Genomic DNA, 16,286 nt, shown 5'->3' on the forward strand with positions numbered 1-16,286 from the left:
ACGATTGGGTATCGCACCCTACGGGCGTGGAATCGCCCGCCGAGTGGGTAATCCCGTCTGGGTCGGAACTCATTCGAAGGAGCAGACATGATCGGAACGATTCTCAGCGCTTTGATCGTCGGCTTGATTGTCGGCGCGCTTGCGCGACTCATCATGCCTGGTAAGCAGAACATCGGCGTGATCATGACGATCATCCTCGGCGCGCTCGGCTCGTTCATCGGGTCGTGGTTGACCTATCAGTTGGGCTACCAGAACTCCAACGGCGGCTGGCAGGTCATCCCGTTCCTCGTCGGAATCATCGTCGCGATCATCCTGATCGCGGTCTACGTCGGCATTACCGGTCGCCGGGCCACCAGGACGACCAGGACGACGCCGACGGCGCGTTAACGCCCAGGTGGCGCCAAGCGGTAAACGGCTCCCGCGTAGTCGTCGCTGACGTAGATGGCGCCGTCCGGTCCGACGACAGCCGCGACCGGGCGGCCCCATCGGGAGCCGTCCTCGGCTTGGAAGCCGCCCATCAACGTCTGCTGATCGCCCAGAGTGCCGTTGCGCCACGGGAAGAACGACACCTCCGGTGCGCGCGGCGGCTGTCGGTTCCACGAACCGTGGATGCCGACAAGTGCACCATCTGTGTACGGTGCCGGCAGCGCCCCAGTCGTGAACGCAAGGCCCAGTGGTGCCGCGTGCGCGCCCATGCTCTGCTCCACCGGAGGCAGCGCTGCGCAGTCCATCCGCGCCCCGTCCTCGTTGGTCGACATGTCGCGAACGAAGGGCAGGTCGGCAGGCCCGCCGTCGGGATTGCAGTAGGGCCAACCTAACTCGCGGCCGGGAGTCAATCGCGCCAGCGCTTCCGGTGGATGGTCGTTGACATACTGAATGTCGAGGTTGCCGTCTGGATCGGGTGCGTTGTCGCGGTTGTTGACCGCCGTCCAGATCGAACCATCGGGGGCGACGGCGAGGCCGGTGCCGTTGCGGACACCCGTCGCGAACGGTTCGGCGACGCCACCGCCCGGCGGAATGCGCATGATCGTCGCGCGCGGTGGGTCGGCGTCGCGGTCCTCGGCGGAGATGTTGCCCGTCGACCCGATCGAGAAGTACACGGCCCCATCGGGACCGACGGCGACGCTCTTCAGCGCATGCGCGTAGGCGCCGTTGAGTTCGGGGCTTTTGGCATCGGGCAGGTCGGCAGATACCGTCCGCGGATTGATCGCCGCGCCGTTGACGTAGTCGTACGCGTCGATCTGATCGCTTTCGGCGACGTACAGCGTCGGCCCGGCGAACGCCATGCCGTGCGGCTGGTCGAGGCCATCGAGCAGCGTCGACTGTTCCGGCGGCGCACCGGGTTTCGGTGTCAGCTTCACGATCTGGCCGGCTCTTGGCAGCGATACGAGCAGGGCGCCGTCAGGCGTCCAAGTTTCCAGGCGCGCCTTCGAAATCCGCGCCCACACACCGACTGTCCAGCCCTCGGGGATCATCGCCTGCCGCGATTCGTCGAGCGGCGCCTGGGCCAGGTCGCCGGGAACCTTCAGCGGTGCGGACACCAGATTCGGTGAACCGGGTGCCGGCGCGGCCGGTGTGGTCGACGACGCGGACGCGGGTGACTGCCGTTGAGCTGACTCTGACGAACATCCGGCCAGCGTGGCGAGGCCGACGAGGCCCACGACGACGGCGTCACGCGGAGGCCAGATCGGCATGCATCTCCCACACTAGGATCTCGGACGGTTCGGTGGCGGTGACGCGCTGGCCGCCTGCGCCGGTGAAGCGGGCGGCGTCCCCGTCGCGCAGCGGCCCGGAGCCTTCGAGCGTCACCGCGCCGCGTGCCACGAAGAGGTGCAGGAAAGGCGCATCCGGCAACTCGACGACCTGTCCTGGCTGTATCCGCGCAGCGTGCAGCGCGGCGTTCCTGTTGTGGAGGTGGACGGCGGCGTTGTCACCGCGGCCAGCTGCAATCGTCATCAATCCGCCGGTCAACCCCCTGTCGTCGATCTCGACCTGCTGATAGCCGGGATCGATGCCCGCCTCATCGGGGACAACCCACATCTGCACGAGATGCACTCGCTCGCTTGCCGATCCGTTCTTCTCCGAGTGCAGCACGCCGGTGCCTGCCGACATGCGCTGAGCCAGACCGGGGTAGATGACACCCGAGTTACCCATCGAGTCGCGGTGCTCGAGCGCGCCCTCCAGCACCCAGGTGACGATCTCCATGTCGCGGTGCGGGTGCGTATCAAACCCAGCATCCGCGGCAACGATGTCGTCGTTGTTGACGAGCAGCAGCCCGTGATGGGTGTTTTCCGGGTCGTAGTAACCGGCGAACGAGAACGAGTGTCGGGAGTCGAGCCACTCCGTCCTGCTCGCGCCCCGGTCGGACCCGCGGCGGATGTCTACCGATGACGTCATCCACCCCAGGGTAGCGAGCGGTCCGAGTCTGTGGATAACGCTGCTCCGGGGCCCAAACCTGTCGTTCGCACTTACGACGGTGTCTCCATGAAGACATGGCCTTTCGTCGGGACTGAAGCAATCGCTCGCGGCGCCGTCAGCCCGCGGACATTGAAGGGCGGGTATCACCGCATCTACCGCAACGTGTACGCGCCACGAGGCAGCGTGTTGATGCCGGCTGACAAGGCGGTTGCGGCGTGGTTGTGGTCGAACCGGCAGGCCACGCTCGCAGGTTTGTCGGCCTCAGCGATGCACGGTGCACAGTGGATCGGCGCTGAGAAACCGGCCGAGGTGTACCGCAGGAACGGGAAGCCGGTCGCGGGCATCCTCATCCACCGCGACGAGTTGTTCGACGACGAGCACAAGATGATTCGCGGAATCGACGTGACGACTCCGGCTCGGACCGCCTTCGACTTGGGACGCCGCCGTGGACGAACGATGGCGGTCGTCTACGTCGACGCCCTGGCCAACGCGACCGGGTTGCGACCGGGTCCGGTTCGCCCACCTCATCGACAGGCACCCGGGCGTGCGCGGACTCCGGCAACTTCGAGAAGTCCTCGAGTTGATGGACGGCGGCGCTGAGTCGCCTCAGGAAACCAGGACGCGGTTGGTTCTCATCGACGCGGGCCTGCCGAAACCGGAAACGCAGATTCGCGTGGCCCGGTGGCGCATCGACATGGGGTATCGCGAATTCAAGGTCGGTGTCGAGTACGACGGCGAACAGCATTGGACAGATCCGCGTCGCCGCAACCACGACATCGACAGGCACGCTGAGTTGTCGGCCCTCGGATGGGTCATCGTGAGGGTCAGCGCAGACATGCTGCGGTATCGCCGTCAGACAATCGTCGAGCGGACATGTGCCGCGCTGCGCGCAGCCGGCGCCGAATGGCCAGTTAAGCGGCATAAGTGGCCACTCGCGCTCTAGAGAGACGAAGGCAGCCCGAAGCTTTCGAACAACCCATCGCCAGCATGAAACGCCACGACATGGGCGATACCGCCTGGCCGGACGTCGAGCACGTGAAGCTGAAACTCCTCGTGCTTACCGGTGTCACGGTTGAGCATGTACAGCGCCGCGGCGGGCTGGTCGTTGGCGGTGGTCGCGATGAACTTCATGTCACCGGGACCCTCGGCGGGGCAGTGATTCTTCGACAACGAGACGATGTCGGCGGGGCCCTGATACCAGCCGTCGAACGGCGGCATCTCGAACACGGCGTCCTCGGTGAACAGCTTCACCAGCTCGTCCATGTCGTATTCCTCGAACGCCGCGATGTAGCGCGCGAGTTGGGCCTTGGCTTCCGGTGCTTCGGGAGTTGCCGGCTCGCCGTCGTGAGTCGGCCGGGCCGCATCGAGCTGGGCCCTCGCGCGCTGCAGCAAGCTGTTGACCGCGGCCGTCGACGCGCCGATGGCTTCACCCACCTCGGCCGCCTTCCACTGGAGAACCTCGCGAAGTATCAGCACCGCCCGCTGCCGCGCCGACAGGTGCTGAAGCGCCGCCACGAACGCCAGCCGCACCGACTCGCGGGACTCGACGATCACCGACGGGTCCGACGGGTCCTCTTTCGGGGAATCGGGCAGGGGCTCCAACCAGGTGACCTCGCGGTGCTCGGCGATGTCGCCCGTCGGGTTCGATGCCGACTGGCCGAGCCCAGAAGGAAGCGGGCGCCGCTGCCTGCTCTCCAACGCGGTCAGGCTGGTGTTCGTCGCGATCCGATACAGCCAGGTCCGCACCGACGATTTGCCCTGGAAGCCCTTGTAGGACTTCCACGCGCGCAGGTAGGTGTCCTGAACCAGGTCCTCGGCGTCATGGATCGAGCCGGTCATCCGGTAGCAGTGGGCAAGCAATTCGCGTCGATACCGCTGGGCATCGGCAAGAAATGCGTCCGCGGCGGCCGCCTCGTCAGCGGATTCCAGGCCTTCTGCGAGCACGCTCACGCCGTCGAGCTTACGCAGGGGTCCGACAACTGACACCGAACGAAGCCGCCGGGTTAGCTAGTCTGCGCTGATGGCCATCTGCCGACACGAACGGTCCTTCGAAGGGGTCGGTGGCGTCCACATCGTCTACGACGTGTGGGAGCCCGAGGAAGAGGACCCGCGCGGCGTCGTGGTGCTCTGTCACGGCTACGCCGAGCACGCCCGCCGCTACGATCACGTGGCCAAGCGGCTCGGCGAGTCGGGGCTGGCGGTCTACGCCCTCGACCTGCGCGGGCACGGCCGCTCCGGCGGCAAGCGCGTCTACCTCAAGGACATCTCCGAGTACATCGAGGACTTCCACACTCTGGTCGGCATCGCGGCCGCCGAGTACCCGGAGCTCAAGCGTGTCGTGCTTGGCCACAGCATGGGTGGTGGCGTCGTATTCGCCTACGGCGTCGAACACCCCGACGACTACGCGGCGATGGTGTTGTCCGGTCCGGCGGTCGACGCCCAGGACGACGTGTCGCCGGTGATGAAGTTCCTCGCCAACACGCTCGGCAGAATCGCGCCGGGCCTGCCCGTCGAACAACTGCCCGCCGACGCGGTGTCCCGCGACCCCGCCGTCGTCGCCGCCTACGAGAACGACCCGTTGGTGCATCACGGCAAGCTGCCCGCAGGCATCGGCCGCGCGCTCATCGGGGTCGGCGAAAACATGCCCCAACGGGCCCCCGCGCTGACCGCGCCGCTGCTCGTCGTGCACGGCGAACAGGACAAGCTGATCCCCGTCATGGGCAGCAAGCGACTGATGGAGTTCGTCGGGTCGAAGGACGCGGAGCTGAAGGTCTACCCGGAGCTCTACCACGAGGTGTTCAACGAACCCGAGCAGGCGACGGTGCTGAACGATGTCGCATCGTGGATCGAGGCGAGGCTTTGAAAGCGCTTGCCGCGCAGGTGCTTTCGCTGCTGATACTCGTTACGGGCTGCTCGTCCGATCAGAAACAGCAGCGGTGGGTCGAGGACGAGGTCAGCTTCGAAGCCGACGGCCTGACCATCCACGGCACGTACCGCCACCAGCAGGACGCGCCTCCCGCTGCCGCGGCGCTGCTGATCTCGGAGAGCGGCAACACCGACCGAAACGGCGACAACATCGTCGTCGGCAAGATCGGCAACATGCGCCAACTCGCGGAAGCGCTGTCGGACAAGGGTGAAGCCAGCCTGCGCTACGACAAGATCGGCACCGGCAAGACCGGCCTCGGCCCGTACCAGCAGCGTCCGACCGACGTCGTCAGCGCCGTCTACACCGCCGGCGCCGAGGCCGCGGCCCGCTACCTGCGCGAGCAGCCCGGCACCGACAAGGACCGCCTGTCGGCGTACGCGCTGGGGGAGGGCACCGTGCACGCGATGACGCTGGCGTCCGACACCTCGCCCGGCGCCCCGAAGATCCACTCGCTCGGCCTGCTGCAGCCGCTGTCGGGCCGCTACCTCGACATCATCACCAATCGGGTGCGCTCCGACGCCAGCCCCGAGACGCTGAACACCTGGCTGACCGCCGTCGACGAGGTCCGCACCAAGGGCACGGTGCCCAAGGACCTGCCCGAGGGCCTCGGAGCGATCCTCAACCCCGGTAATGCGAGGGCCATCGAGGAGGCCGACAAGATCGATCCGGTGGCGCTGGCCGCCAAGATTCCGGCAGCCACACCGGTGTTGCTGACCTGCTCGGACATGGACCGCCAGGCGCTGTGCACCACCATGAAGCCGCTCATCGACGCTTTGGCGCACACCGCGCTGACCGTTGTCGAACTCAAGGGGGTCAACCATGTGCTGCGTGACGACCCGACCGACAGCATCGCCAACCTCGCCAAGGACGCGCCGCTTTCTCCACAGCTTGTGAATGCGCTCGACGGGTTTGTCACGAAGTAGTTTTAGTCTGTTGGGCGATGACTGACGACAAGATGCTCGCCCGCATCGCCGCGCTGCTGCGCCAGGCCGAGGGCACCGACAACGCGCACGAAGCCGAGGCCTTCATGTCCGCTGCACAGCGCCTTGCGACGGCGACGTCGATCGACCTCGCCGTCGCCCGTTCGCATTCCACCGAACGCACAAAGGCGCAGACGCCGGTGCAGCGCACCATCACCATCGGCAATGCGGGCACGCGCGGGCTGCGTACCTATGTGCAGCTCTTCACCGTGATCGCCCATGCCAATGACGTGAAGTGCGACATCGCGTCGAACTCGACGTTCGTCTACGCCTACGGGTTCGCCGAGGACATCGATGCCAGCCACGCGCTCTACGCCAGCCTGGTCATGCAGATGGTCAGGGCGTCGGAGGCCTACATCTCCTCCGGAGCGCATAAGCCAACGCCGACCATCACCGCGCGCATCAACTTTCAGTTGGCCTTCGGCGCCCGCATCGGCCAGCGGCTGGCGGAGGCCCGGGAGCAGGCCCGCCGCGAAGCGACCAGGGGCAGGCGGCGCGAACCAGGTACCGCGATCGCGTTGCGCGACAAGGATCTCGAGCTCAAGGACTTCTACCGCGAGACGTCCGAGGCGCGCGGCACCTGGCGGGCCACCAGCGCGACCGCAGGCTATTCGTCCTCGGCGCGACGGGCCGGCGACCGCGCGGGTAAACGAGCCCGCCTCGGTAACAGCGCGGAGATCAACGGCGCGCGTACCGCGCTGAACCGGTGAGCGCCCGCGACACGCAGCGCGCCAAGGTCTACGCCGCAGAGGACTTCGTCCGAACCTTGTTCGACCGCGCGGGCGAACACGGCAACCGCGCAATCGAGTTCTTCGGCACCAATCTCACCCTGCCGCCGGAAGCCCGGTTCGCGTCGGTGGACTCCGTGCAGCGCTACGTCGACGACGTGCTCGCGCTCGGGCCCGTTCGCGAGCATTGGCCGGACGTCGCGCATCTGTCCGTCCGGCCGCGGCGAGGGCTCACCGCCGCGCACTACGAACGCGACGACGACGGCGCCGCGATAGCGGTGCCCGAGCGACGCACGACGTGGGCGTTGCGGGAACTCGTCGTCCTGCACGAGATTGCCCATCATCTCTGTGACGCCGACCCGCCGCACGGGGCTGAGTTCGTCGCGACGTTCTGCGAACTCGCCGAGGCGGTGATGGGCCCGGAGGTCGGCCACGTGCTGCGGGTCGTCTACGCCAAGGAAGGTGTGCAGTAGGCGGACGACGATCAAGCAGCGAGGTACGAGCTGCGTTGAGGAGTACGACCACTCCGCCCCCCGGAGTAACGTCGGGCCGGTGACCGAAGGTGCTGCCGCTCCTCGCGTGGGCGAGCCGGACCCCAAGGCCCTCGACGAGTTGTTCACCAGGGTGCTGCACACCGAGGACGCCGCACTGCGTGCCGCGCGGAAATCGGCTGCGGCGGCGGAGATGCCTGCAATCGAGGTGTCGGCTCAACACGGCAGGCTGCTGCAACTGATAGCGCGGATGTCCCATGCCAAGCGCGTGCTGGAGATCGGCACGCTGGCCGGCTACAGCACCATCAACCTGGCCCGCGGTGTCGGCGCCGACGGTCGCGTCGTCACCCTCGAGTTCGAGCCACGGCACGCCGAGGTGGCGCGCAGGAACTTCGAAGAAGCCGGTGTCGCCGACCGCATCGAGGTCATCGTCGGCACCGCGTTGGACACGCTGCCGCAACTGGCCGAGCGCGGCGAGAGCTTCGACATGTTCTTCATCGACGCCGACAAGGAGAACAACGTCGCCTACGTCGAGTGGGCCGTCAAGCTGGGCCATCCCGGCTCGATCATCGTGGTGGACAACATCGCCCGGATGGGGCGCGTGCTGCACCCGGCGGACGACGACCGTCAGGCCAAGGCCATTCGCGACATGTTCGAGATGATCGGCGAAAGCCCGCATCTGGACGCCGCGGCGATTCAGACCGTCGGCACCAAGAACTGGGACGGTTTCGCGGTCGCGCTGATCACCTGAACGCCGCGGTGATGTCGGCGACGCGCGGATCGGCCTTCAGTTCTTCCAGTGTCACGGGCAAGGGCAGTCGCCAGTTCGGGTATTCGTCGATCGTCCCGGGCAGATTCGGCTGCCGGGTCTCGGCCAGCACGTCATAGGGCGAGACCAGCTTGAGTCGGCTGGGGGCCGACGCCAGCAGCCGGTGCATCGCGGCGATGATCGCCCGCTCGTCCGATTCCGCCCCGCCATCGGACTCCGGCAGCAGCCCCTCGGAACGCAACAGCGCCAACCACTCCGCGCGCTCCTTGTCGGCGTTGGCCTGCTCGGCAGGAACGTCGTCGAGGATCCCGAGGTCGGCACGCGCTCGCACATGCTCTCCGCGCAGAAAGCCTGCCGCAGTGGGTAGGTCGTGGGTGGAGAGGCTGGCCGCCGCTCTCGACGGCCACTTCGCAGGCGGCAGAAGCGGTTCGCCGGGCGCGGACTCGTCACGGGTGAACCAGGCCACCGCGCAGCCGAGCATCTCGTTGTCGGCCAACGCCTCGGTGACTTCGGGTTCGACGGTGCCGAGGTCCTCGCCGACGACGGTGGCGCCGGCGCGGTGCGCTTCCAGCGCCAGGACCGCAAGCATGGTGTCGGCGTCGTAGTGCACGTACGTGCCTCGATCGGGACTGTCGCCCGGTGGAATCCACCACAGTCGCCACAGGCCCGCGACGTGGTCGATCCGCAGCCCGTCGGCGTGCGCGAGCACGGCACGCAGCATGTCACGCAGGGCCGCGTACCCGGTCGCTGCCAGCCGGTCGGGACGCCACGGCGGCAGTCCCCAGTCCTGGCCCCGCGGGGTGAAGTTGTCCGGCGGCGCGCCGACGCTGACCCCGGATGCGAGCACGTCGGCCAGCGCCCACGCGTCGGCGCCGTCGGCGTCGACGCCCACCGCGAGGTCGTGCAGCACCCCCAGCGACATGCCCGCGGCGTGCGCGCCGGCTCGGACGGCGGTCAGCTGCTGGGCGCACTGCAGCTGTACCCACGCGTGAAAAGCCAGGCGTGGCTTCAATTCCCGACGCGCCGAGGTCACCGCCGAGCCACCGACGTCGCGCAGCGCTTCGGGCCACCGCGACCAACGGCCGCCGTGCCGCTCGGCCAGCGCGCAGTAGGTCGCCCAGTCCCGTAACCCGTCCGACGCCGCGTGATCAGCCAAGGGATCGGGCCTGCCGTCGGCACGCCACAACAGTTCCAGCGCATCGCGTTTGGCTGCCCAGACGAGGTCGTGGTCGATGCGACCTGTGGCCGCCGACACCCGCAGGGCGTCCACCTCTGCGCGGGTGTCCGGATCGGCTCGGCGATAGGCGTCGACGTCCTCGATGCGCAGCGCCAGCGGATTGGCGAAGCGACGGCTCGACGGCGTGTAGGGCGACGGCTGCACAGGGTGGGTGGGTCCCGGTGCGTGAAGCGGATTCAGCAGGACGGCTCCCGCACCGTGCTCGGCTGCGGTCCAGTTCACGAATTCCCGAAGATCGCCGAGGTCGCCGATGCCCCACGAGCGAGATGAGCGCAGCGCATAGAGCTGCAGCATCCAGCCCCACGTCGCCGGTGAGATCGGAACCGTTGGAGGCGCGGCGACGAGGGTCGCCTCCTGCCCGTCCTGGGTGTGCAGCCGATACCAGCCCGGCGAAAGGTCAGCGGGCAGCGAATCGCGCACCGCCATTTCCGTACCGTCCTCGCTCACCAGCGACGAGGCGCCAGGCAGCGGGTGAGGACGCCCGTCCACCCGAATGGCGATCGTCGGTGCGATCACGCCCGCGCGGTCCCGGTGCGCCAGCTTGGTCAGCTCCGCTGTGCGGTCGGCTTCAGTTGCCGCTTCGACGTCGAGCAGTCCAAGCACCCGGATCACGACATCGGCGTCGACCTGGACCGGTTCACGGCGCTCATTGCGGTACGCGGTGGCTACTCCATGGGCTGCAGCCAACCGGCGCAGGTCATCGGGAATCGGTTTCGGTGGCACGCGGCTTCTATACCCAGGCCACCTATTCTCAAGCCGTGGCCCTCTCGCCTGACATCGTCGGTATGACCTACGTCTACCCCGACTATTACGAGGTGGGCCGGGAGAAGGTTCGCGAATACGCCGTGGCTGTGAAGAACGAGGACGCCGCGTATTTCGACGACGGCGCCGCCAACGCACTGGGGCACGACGCAATCCTTGCGCCCCTGACCTTTGTCTCGATCCTCGGGCTCAAGGCCCAGATGGCGTTCTTCGAACACCACAACATCCCGATCACGGAGGAGAAGCTGGTTCAGGCCGAGCAGGGTCTGACGATGCTGCGGCCCATCAAGGCCGGCGACAAGCTCTACTGCCACATCCGTCTGGAGTCGCTTCGGCGAGCGTTCGGGGCCGACGTCCTCACGATCAGAAGCCGCATCACGAACCAGCACGGCGAGATCGTCCAGGAGGACTACACCACGATGGCCGGGCGCACGGACGACTCCGACTAGCGCGGGGCAGTCGAGGCCACTTTACGATCGGCAAGCACTCTGCTGTACGATCGGCAAGTATGCAGACAGCCGCAGTGCAGTCGCCGAGCGCTGCCGACACCCGGCAGCGGCTGATCGACGTTGCCGTCGACCTGTTCACAAGGCACAGCTTCGCGGGCACCTCGTTGCAGATGATCGCCGACGAGATGGGCTTCACGAAGGCCGCGATCTACTACCATTTCCGGACCCGCGAAGAGCTGCTCGCCGCCGTCGTCGAACCGATATTCGAGCAGCTCAGTGTGGTCATCGCCGCCGCGGAGGCGCAGCGAAGCTCATCCGCGAGAGCCGGCCACATGCTGCGCGGCTACGCCGAACTCGCCGTCGCAAACCGTGCGCTGGTGTCGGTGCTGGCCTGCGATCCGAGCGTCATCATGCTGCTTCGCGAGCAGCCGAACTGGGCGCAGCTGATCACGCGGCAGCTGGCCCTGCTCGCCGGTGATGAGCAGGAACCGGGTGGACTGATCAGGGCCACCGTCGCGCTGGCCGGAATCTCGAGCGCCGTCGGACCCGCATGGATCGCCGTCGACGACGACGATTTGCTGCGGCACCTCGTGGAGACAGGACGGCGCACGCTCGGGCTGCGCAGGAAGGGAACTCGTTCATGAAGACAGCTGTTGTCACCGGCGGAGCGTCGGGCATCGGTCGTGCTATTGCCCAGCGGCTTGAAGCCGACGGCCACCACGTCGCCACCATCGATCTGCAGTCGTCGGGGTCTGACTTCGCCTACACCGCCGACGTCACCGACCGCGAGCAGGTCGACGCCGCGCTCGACGCGATCCGCACCCAGCTCGGTCCGGCGTCCATCCTGGTGAATGCGGCTGGCCTGGATGGGTTCTCACGCTTCGCCGACATCTCGTTCGAGAGCTGGCAGCGAGTGCTCGACGTCAACCTCAACGGTGTGTTCCACTGCTGTCAGGCCGTCTTGCCCGACATGGTCGAGGCCGGCTGGGGCCGAATCGTGAACATCAGCTCGTCGAGCACACACTCCGGTGTCGCGGGCATGGCGCATTACGTTGCAGCCAAATCCGCCGTCAACGGCCTGACGAAATCCTTGGCACTCGAGTACGGACCCAGCGGCGTCACCGTGAACGCGGTGCCGCCGGGGTTCATCGACACCCCGATGCTGCGCAGCGCCGAGGAGCGCGGCTTCACCAATGTCGAGAAGGCGATCGCGATGACACCGGTCCGCCGGATGGGCAGGCCCGAAGACATCGCCGCGGCGTGTGCGTTCCTGGTCTCCGATGAGGCCGGCTACATCACCGGGCAGATCCTCGGAGTGAACGGCGGGCGGAATACGTGACGTTCCGGCGTGGCTCACACCCGCTTGCGTAGGTGCGCACTCGCCAGGCCGATAGCGGGTACACCTCTGCAATGCTCACCGTCACCAGACGCATCGACGCCCCCGCAGAAGCCGTGTGGAAGCTGCTCGTCGACACCGACGCCTGGCCGCAGTGGGGACCGACCGTCGCCGGCGGCGAGATCGACGGCGATGCGCTGACCCTTGGCGCGACGGGCCGGGTGATCACGCCGGTCGGCATCCCGTTGCCGTTCACGATCACCGAATTCGATCCAGGCCGTCGGTGGGCGTGGGCGGTGGCCGGAGTGCCTGCCACCTCGCACGCCGTCGAACCCGACGGCGACGGTTGCCGCGCGAGCATGTCGGCACCGTGGTGGGCGCCTATCTACCTGCCGGTGTTGGCCATTGCGCTCGCGCGGATCGAGAAGATGGTCCGCTAGCCGCGTCGCTGTGCTAACCAGGCACTATGAGAAGCACGACGAGAAGGCTGGCGTTGTTCGGCGTCCTGGCTACAAGCGTCTGGTCGACCGTGGCGCCGGTCGCCCATGCGGATCGGCCGCAACCGCCGCCGCTGTACGGGTACTACGACGTGTCCGTGGACTTTTCGAAGCAGACGTTCAACGGGATGCCGACACCGATGGAGTCCAAGACCTTTCCCGTCCTGTTCACCACTCAATGCGACGTGAACGGATGCGTTGCCCGTATGGACAACCGGGACGACCAAAAACGCAACCCGGGCGCCCCCTTGGAATTCGAGTACCGATGGAACAACGGTCGGTGGGAGACAAGCGGTGAGCAGCCCTACCTCTGTCAACGCACCGATCCCGACAGCGGCGTGCCGTCCCGGCGCTCCGACTACTGGATCCCCAACCCGGACGGCAGCTTTCACGGTGAGCGCACTCTCGTCGTGGACGGTGCCGGCTGCCCTGGCGAGGGTCCCGGCACGCACTGGGTACCCATCAGCTTGACCCCGACCGAACCTCCGTCGGGCTAACCGAACCCACTCCCACGCTAAATGTCGTACCCGTCTGCGATGCTGGGTTCATGTCCTCGACGGCATACCCCACCTGCACGGGAAACGTTGCTGACCAACGTCTCGTGGCGTTGTTCGAGGAGTTGTCGGAGTTGGCCGGGCAGCGCAACGCGATCGACGGGCGCATCGTGGAGATTGCCGCGGAGATGGAGCGCGACTCGCTGTGGGGCGCCACGGGTGCGCGGTCGGTGGCGGCGTTGGTGGCCTGGAAGACCGGTTCGTCTCCGGCCAACGCGCACACCATCACTGCGATCGCGGATCGGTCGGCGGAGTTTCCCCGCTGCGTTGCGGGCTTGCGGGAGGGCCGGTTGTCGCTGGATCAGGTCGGCGTCATCGCCGAGCGGGCCGCAGACGGCTCCGACGCGCATTACGCGGCACTGGCCGAGGTCGCCTCGGTCAGCCAGCTGCGCACCGCGATCAAACTCGATCCACGACCCCAACCCGATCCACAACCGGAACGACAGCAGTCGATCAGCAAGACCAGCGACGGCGAAAGCACCACCTGGCGGATCACTCTCCCCAAGCTCGACGCGGCGAAATTCGACGCGGCGCTGCAATCACATCAGGATGCGTTGATCGCCGAGTGGAAGCGCGATCACGACGACGACCGACGCTCACCGAACCGGCCGCCGATACCCGGCACTATGGATGCCTTCCTGCGGTTGGTCGAGACCGGGTGGGACGCCGACGCCGCGCGGCGCCCGCACGGGCAGCACACCACGGTGGTGGCACACGTGGACGTCGACCAACGCGCTGCTGCACTGCATTTGGGTCCGCTGCTCACCGACGCCGAGCGTCGCTACTTGACCTGTGACGCCACCTGCGAGGTGTGGTTCGAGCGCGCCGGGCAAGTCATCGGCGCCGGCCGGGCGACGCGGGTGATCAACCGCCGGCTGCGCCGCGCCCTCGAGCACCGCCACCCCAGCTGCGCGGTGCCCGGCTGCGGCGCCACCCGCGGCCTGCACGCCCATCACATCCGACACTGGGAAGACGGCGGCCCCACCGAGTTGGACAATCTGGTGCTGGTCTGCCCGTACCACCACCGGCAGCACCACCGCGGAGTCATCACCATCACCGGACCCGCAGCCGACCTGACCGTCACCGACAGCGAAGGACGACAACTCAGCCCGGGATCACTCGCCCGCCCACCAACGAAACGCCCACCCGCGGTAGCGCCCTACCCCGGCCCCATCGGCGAACGCGCCGACTGGTGGTGGTACGACCCCTTCCAACCCCAACCACCACCCACAAACAACTGACTTGATGAGTGTTGCGTGAAGGGGCCGCGGTGAAGCGGCGGCCGAGCGATATTCGGTGCAGAACAACGTGATTGGGCAAACCGGCCAGCTCGCGGACGATCGCCGGACCGGCGACCAGGCGCCTGTGCGGTTTTAAGAGCAGACCGCGCCGGTGGCCGCAGACCCGACCAGCTTGGTGTACTTCGCCAGCACGCCGGTCTTGTAGACGGGCGGCAGCGGCTCGAATCCTGCCTTGCGCGACTCGAACTCGTCGGCGTCGACCACCACGTCGAGCGTTCCCTTCCCAACGTCAAGGCGGATCTTGTCACCGTCGCGGAGGAACGCGATGGGGCCGCCGTCGACGGCCTCTGGCGCGATGTGGCCGACGCACAGTCCGGTGGTGCCGCCGGAGAACCGCCCGTCGGTCATCAGCAGCACGTCCTTGCCGAGGCCAGCGCCCTTGATCGCGCCGGTGATCGCGAGCATCTCGCGCATCCCCGGTCCGCCCTTGGGGCCTTCGTACCGGATGACGACGACGTCGCCGTTGGTGATCGTGCCGTCCTCGAGGGCGTCAAGCGCCGCCCGCTCGCGTTCGAAAACCCTTGCGGTGCCCTCGAACACGTCGGAGTCGAAGCCCGCCGACTTCACCACCGCACCCTCGGGCGCCAGCGACCCGTGCAGGATCGTGATGCCGCCGGTGGGGTGGATCGGGTTGTCCATCGCCCGCAACACCTTGCCGTCGGGATCCGGCGGCTCGATGTGCGCCAGGTTCTCGGCCATGGTCTGGCCAGTGACAGTGAGGCAATCGCCGTGCAGCAGACCGGCGTCCAGAAGCGCCTTCATGACGACGGGCACACCGCCTATCTCGTCGACGTCCTTCATCACGTGTCGACCGAAGGGCTTCACGTCGGCGAGATGCGGGACCTTCTGCCCGATGCGGGTGAAGTCCTCGAGGCCGAGCTTCACGTTGGCCTCCCACGCGATCGCCAACAGATGCAGCACCGCGTTGGTGGAACCGCCGAAGGCCATCACGACCGCGATCGCGTTCTCGAACGCCTCCTTGGACAGGATGTCGCGCGCGGTGATCCCGCGCCGCAGCAGTTCCACGACGGCCTCACCGGACTTGCGGGCGTAGTCCTCGCGCCGGTTGTCGACGGCCAGCGGGGAAGCGCTGCCCGGCAGCGACAGGCCCAGCGCCTCGGCGGCGGACGCCATGGTGTTGGCGGTGTACATGCCGCCGCACGCACCCTCGCCGGGACAGATGGCGCGCTCGATGATGTCGACGTCCTCACGCGACATCAGCCCGCGGGCGCACGCGCCGACCGCCTCGAAGGCGTCGATGATCGTGACTTCCTTCTCGCTGCCGTCGGTGAGCTTGGCGACTCCCGGCATGATCGAGCCGTTGTAGAAGAACACGCTGGCGAGGTCGAGCCGGGCGGCGGCCATGAGCATGCCGGGTATCGACTTGTCGCAACCGGCCAGCAGCACCGTGCCGTCGAGGCGCTCGGCCTGCACGACGGTTTCGACGCTGTCGGCGATGACCTCACGCGAGACGAGGGAGAAGTGCATGCCCTCGTGGCCCATCGAAATGCCGTCTGACACGGAGATGGTGCCGAATTCGAGCGGATATCCGCCGGCATCGTGCACGCCGGCCTTGACCGACTGCGCCAGCCGCTGCAGCGACATGTTGCACGGAGTGATCTCATTCCACGACGAACCCACGCCTATCTGCGGCTTGGCCCAGTCGTCGTCCGTCATGCCTACCGCGCGCAACATTCCCCGTGCCGCGGTCTTCTCCAGGCCGTCGGTGACGTCGCGGGAACGGGGCTTGATGTCGATCTGACCGGAATCTGAGGGCATGGATGTCAGTATGCTCGTCTCGTTTCGCCCGGCCAAACCTATATGCATACCCCGTAGGG

Annotated in this window: 17 protein-coding genes and 1 pseudogene; 13 read left to right on the forward strand and 5 right to left on the reverse strand. The window is 67.3% G+C overall.

Annotated features, from left to right (window positions below; all coding sequences use genetic code 11):
• The first annotated feature begins 87 nt into the window (after nucleotides 1-87).
• On the forward strand, nucleotides 88-387 hold the full coding sequence (locus tag C6A82_RS00705; RefSeq protein ID WP_105348596.1) for a GlsB/YeaQ/YmgE family stress response membrane protein: 300 nt from the start codon (nucleotides 88-90) through the stop codon (nucleotides 385-387).
• On the opposite strand, the gene C6A82_RS00710 is transcribed toward C6A82_RS00705, so the two are convergent.
• Nucleotides 384-1,694, reverse strand: a complete 1,311-nt coding sequence (locus C6A82_RS00710) for a sorbosone dehydrogenase family protein (protein ID WP_105348597.1) — start codon at nucleotides 1,692-1,694, stop codon at nucleotides 384-386. The two genes, C6A82_RS00705 and C6A82_RS00710, sit on opposite strands and share 4 nt — an antisense overlap.
• A complete protein-coding gene (locus tag C6A82_RS00715; protein WP_199193946.1) occupies nucleotides 1,672-2,397 on the reverse strand; it encodes a pirin-like bicupin family protein in 726 nt (241 codons plus the stop codon). Before C6A82_RS00715 ends, C6A82_RS00710 begins: the two co-directional genes overlap by 23 nt.
• 87 nt (nucleotides 2,398-2,484) lie before the next feature.
• Between C6A82_RS00715 and C6A82_RS00720 the strand changes: the two are divergent.
• Nucleotides 2,485-3,361, forward strand: a pseudogene (locus C6A82_RS00720) (DUF559 domain-containing protein).
• On the opposite strand, the gene C6A82_RS00725 reads toward C6A82_RS00720, so the two are convergent.
• The gene (locus C6A82_RS00725; RefSeq protein ID WP_311101591.1) at nucleotides 3,358-4,368 is read right to left on the reverse strand and encodes a sigma-70 family RNA polymerase sigma factor; all 1,011 of its coding nucleotides are present in this window, start codon (nucleotides 4,366-4,368) and stop codon (nucleotides 3,358-3,360) included. The pseudogene C6A82_RS00720 and the gene C6A82_RS00725 overlap by 4 nt on opposite strands.
• Before the next feature lie 70 nt (nucleotides 4,369-4,438).
• On the opposite strand from C6A82_RS00725, the gene C6A82_RS00730 reads away from it, so the two are divergent.
• The 5 genes from C6A82_RS00730 (at nucleotide 4,439) to C6A82_RS00750 (ending at nucleotide 8,294) form a co-directional block, all read left to right on the forward strand.
• Nucleotides 4,439-5,281: an alpha/beta hydrolase gene (locus C6A82_RS00730; protein ID WP_105341657.1), complete on the forward strand. Its 843-nt coding sequence runs from the start codon at nucleotides 4,439-4,441 to the stop codon at nucleotides 5,279-5,281.
• Complete coding sequence (locus C6A82_RS00735; protein ID WP_105341658.1) at nucleotides 5,278-6,267, forward strand: hypothetical protein; 990 nt, start codon at nucleotides 5,278-5,280, stop codon at nucleotides 6,265-6,267. The genes C6A82_RS00730 and C6A82_RS00735 overlap by 4 nt, the downstream gene beginning before the upstream one ends.
• Before the next feature lie 17 nt (nucleotides 6,268-6,284).
• Nucleotides 6,285-7,034 (forward strand): DUF2786 domain-containing protein, encoded by a 750-nt coding sequence (locus C6A82_RS00740; RefSeq protein WP_105341655.1) that lies wholly within the window; start codon nucleotides 6,285-6,287, stop codon nucleotides 7,032-7,034.
• Entirely contained in the window at nucleotides 7,031-7,525 is a 495-nt protein-coding gene (locus tag C6A82_RS00745) for a TIGR04338 family metallohydrolase (RefSeq protein ID WP_105341653.1), read from the forward strand. Before C6A82_RS00740 ends, C6A82_RS00745 begins: the two co-directional genes overlap by 4 nt.
• A gap of 79 nt (nucleotides 7,526-7,604) precedes the next feature.
• Nucleotides 7,605-8,294 (forward strand): O-methyltransferase, encoded by a 690-nt coding sequence (locus C6A82_RS00750; RefSeq protein WP_396836761.1) that lies wholly within the window; start codon nucleotides 7,605-7,607, stop codon nucleotides 8,292-8,294.
• On the opposite strand, the gene malQ is transcribed toward C6A82_RS00750, so the two are convergent.
• On the reverse strand, nucleotides 8,287-10,272 hold the full coding sequence (malQ, locus tag C6A82_RS00755) for a 4-alpha-glucanotransferase (RefSeq protein ID WP_311101592.1): 1,986 nt from the start codon (nucleotides 10,270-10,272) through the stop codon (nucleotides 8,287-8,289). The two genes, C6A82_RS00750 and malQ, sit on opposite strands and share 8 nt — an antisense overlap.
• A gap of 35 nt (nucleotides 10,273-10,307) precedes the next feature.
• Here malQ and hadA point away from each other — a divergent pair, with 35 nt between their 5' ends.
• The 6 genes from hadA to C6A82_RS00785 all read left to right on the forward strand — a co-directional run bounded on the left by hadA (nucleotide 10,308) and on the right by C6A82_RS00785 (nucleotide 14,388).
• Nucleotides 10,308-10,760 (forward strand): (3R)-hydroxyacyl-ACP dehydratase subunit HadA, encoded by a 453-nt coding sequence (gene hadA, locus C6A82_RS00760; protein WP_105343087.1) that lies wholly within the window; start codon nucleotides 10,308-10,310, stop codon nucleotides 10,758-10,760.
• A 59-nt stretch (nucleotides 10,761-10,819) separates the two neighbouring features.
• On the forward strand, nucleotides 10,820-11,404 hold the full coding sequence (locus C6A82_RS00765; RefSeq protein WP_105343072.1) for a TetR/AcrR family transcriptional regulator: 585 nt from the start codon (nucleotides 10,820-10,822) through the stop codon (nucleotides 11,402-11,404).
• The gene (locus C6A82_RS00770; RefSeq protein ID WP_105343074.1) at nucleotides 11,401-12,099 is read left to right on the forward strand and encodes an SDR family NAD(P)-dependent oxidoreductase; all 699 of its coding nucleotides are present in this window, start codon (nucleotides 11,401-11,403) and stop codon (nucleotides 12,097-12,099) included. Before C6A82_RS00765 ends, C6A82_RS00770 begins: the two co-directional genes overlap by 4 nt.
• Nucleotides 12,100-12,170: 71 nt before the next feature.
• Nucleotides 12,171-12,536 (forward strand): SRPBCC family protein, encoded by a 366-nt coding sequence (locus C6A82_RS00775; RefSeq protein ID WP_105343076.1) that lies wholly within the window; start codon nucleotides 12,171-12,173, stop codon nucleotides 12,534-12,536.
• Between the two features lie 26 nt (nucleotides 12,537-12,562).
• Nucleotides 12,563-13,090, forward strand: coding sequence for a hypothetical protein (locus tag C6A82_RS00780; protein WP_233216812.1), 528 nt, complete (start codon nucleotides 12,563-12,565; stop codon nucleotides 13,088-13,090).
• 50 nt (nucleotides 13,091-13,140) lie between these two features.
• Nucleotides 13,141-14,388, forward strand: a complete 1,248-nt coding sequence (locus C6A82_RS00785) for an HNH endonuclease signature motif containing protein (RefSeq protein ID WP_105343077.1) — start codon at nucleotides 13,141-13,143, stop codon at nucleotides 14,386-14,388.
• A 132-nt stretch (nucleotides 14,389-14,520) separates the two neighbouring features.
• Here C6A82_RS00785 and ilvD read toward each other — a convergent pair whose 3' ends face one another.
• The gene (ilvD, locus tag C6A82_RS00790; RefSeq protein ID WP_105343079.1) at nucleotides 14,521-16,227 is read right to left on the reverse strand and encodes a dihydroxy-acid dehydratase; all 1,707 of its coding nucleotides are present in this window, start codon (nucleotides 16,225-16,227) and stop codon (nucleotides 14,521-14,523) included.
• Nucleotides 16,228-16,286 lie beyond the last annotated feature (59 nt).

It is taken from the genome of Mycobacterium sp. ITM-2016-00318 (assembly GCF_002968285.2).
Classification (GTDB): Bacteria; Actinomycetota; Actinomycetes; order Mycobacteriales; family Mycobacteriaceae; genus Mycobacterium.

Bases quoted from the DNA above. Each gene is read 5' to 3' on its own strand.
- C6A82_RS00705 (WP_105348596.1), top strand. From the start codon at position 88: ATGATCGGAACGATTCTCAGCGCTTTGATCGTCGGCTTGATTGTCGGC.
- C6A82_RS00710 (WP_105348597.1), bottom strand. From the start codon at position 1,694: ATGCCGATCTGGCCTCCGCGTGACGCCGTCGTCGTGGGCCTCGTCGGC.
- C6A82_RS00715 (WP_199193946.1), bottom strand. From the start codon at position 2,397: ATGACGTCATCGGTAGACATCCGCCGCGGGTCCGACCGGGGCGCGAGC.
- C6A82_RS00730 (WP_105341657.1), top strand. From the start codon at position 4,439: ATGGCCATCTGCCGACACGAACGGTCCTTCGAAGGGGTCGGTGGCGTC.
- C6A82_RS00740 (WP_105341655.1), top strand. From the start codon at position 6,285: ATGACTGACGACAAGATGCTCGCCCGCATCGCCGCGCTGCTGCGCCAG.
- C6A82_RS00765 (WP_105343072.1), top strand. From the start codon at position 10,820: ATGCAGACAGCCGCAGTGCAGTCGCCGAGCGCTGCCGACACCCGGCAG.
- C6A82_RS00770 (WP_105343074.1), top strand. From the start codon at position 11,401: ATGAAGACAGCTGTTGTCACCGGCGGAGCGTCGGGCATCGGTCGTGCT.
- C6A82_RS00775 (WP_105343076.1), top strand. From the start codon at position 12,171: ATGCTCACCGTCACCAGACGCATCGACGCCCCCGCAGAAGCCGTGTGG.
- C6A82_RS00780 (WP_233216812.1), top strand. From the start codon at position 12,563: ATGAGAAGCACGACGAGAAGGCTGGCGTTGTTCGGCGTCCTGGCTACA.
- C6A82_RS00785 (WP_105343077.1), top strand. From the start codon at position 13,141: ATGTCCTCGACGGCATACCCCACCTGCACGGGAAACGTTGCTGACCAA.
- ilvD (WP_105343079.1), bottom strand. From the start codon at position 16,227: ATGCCCTCAGATTCCGGTCAGATCGACATCAAGCCCCGTTCCCGCGAC.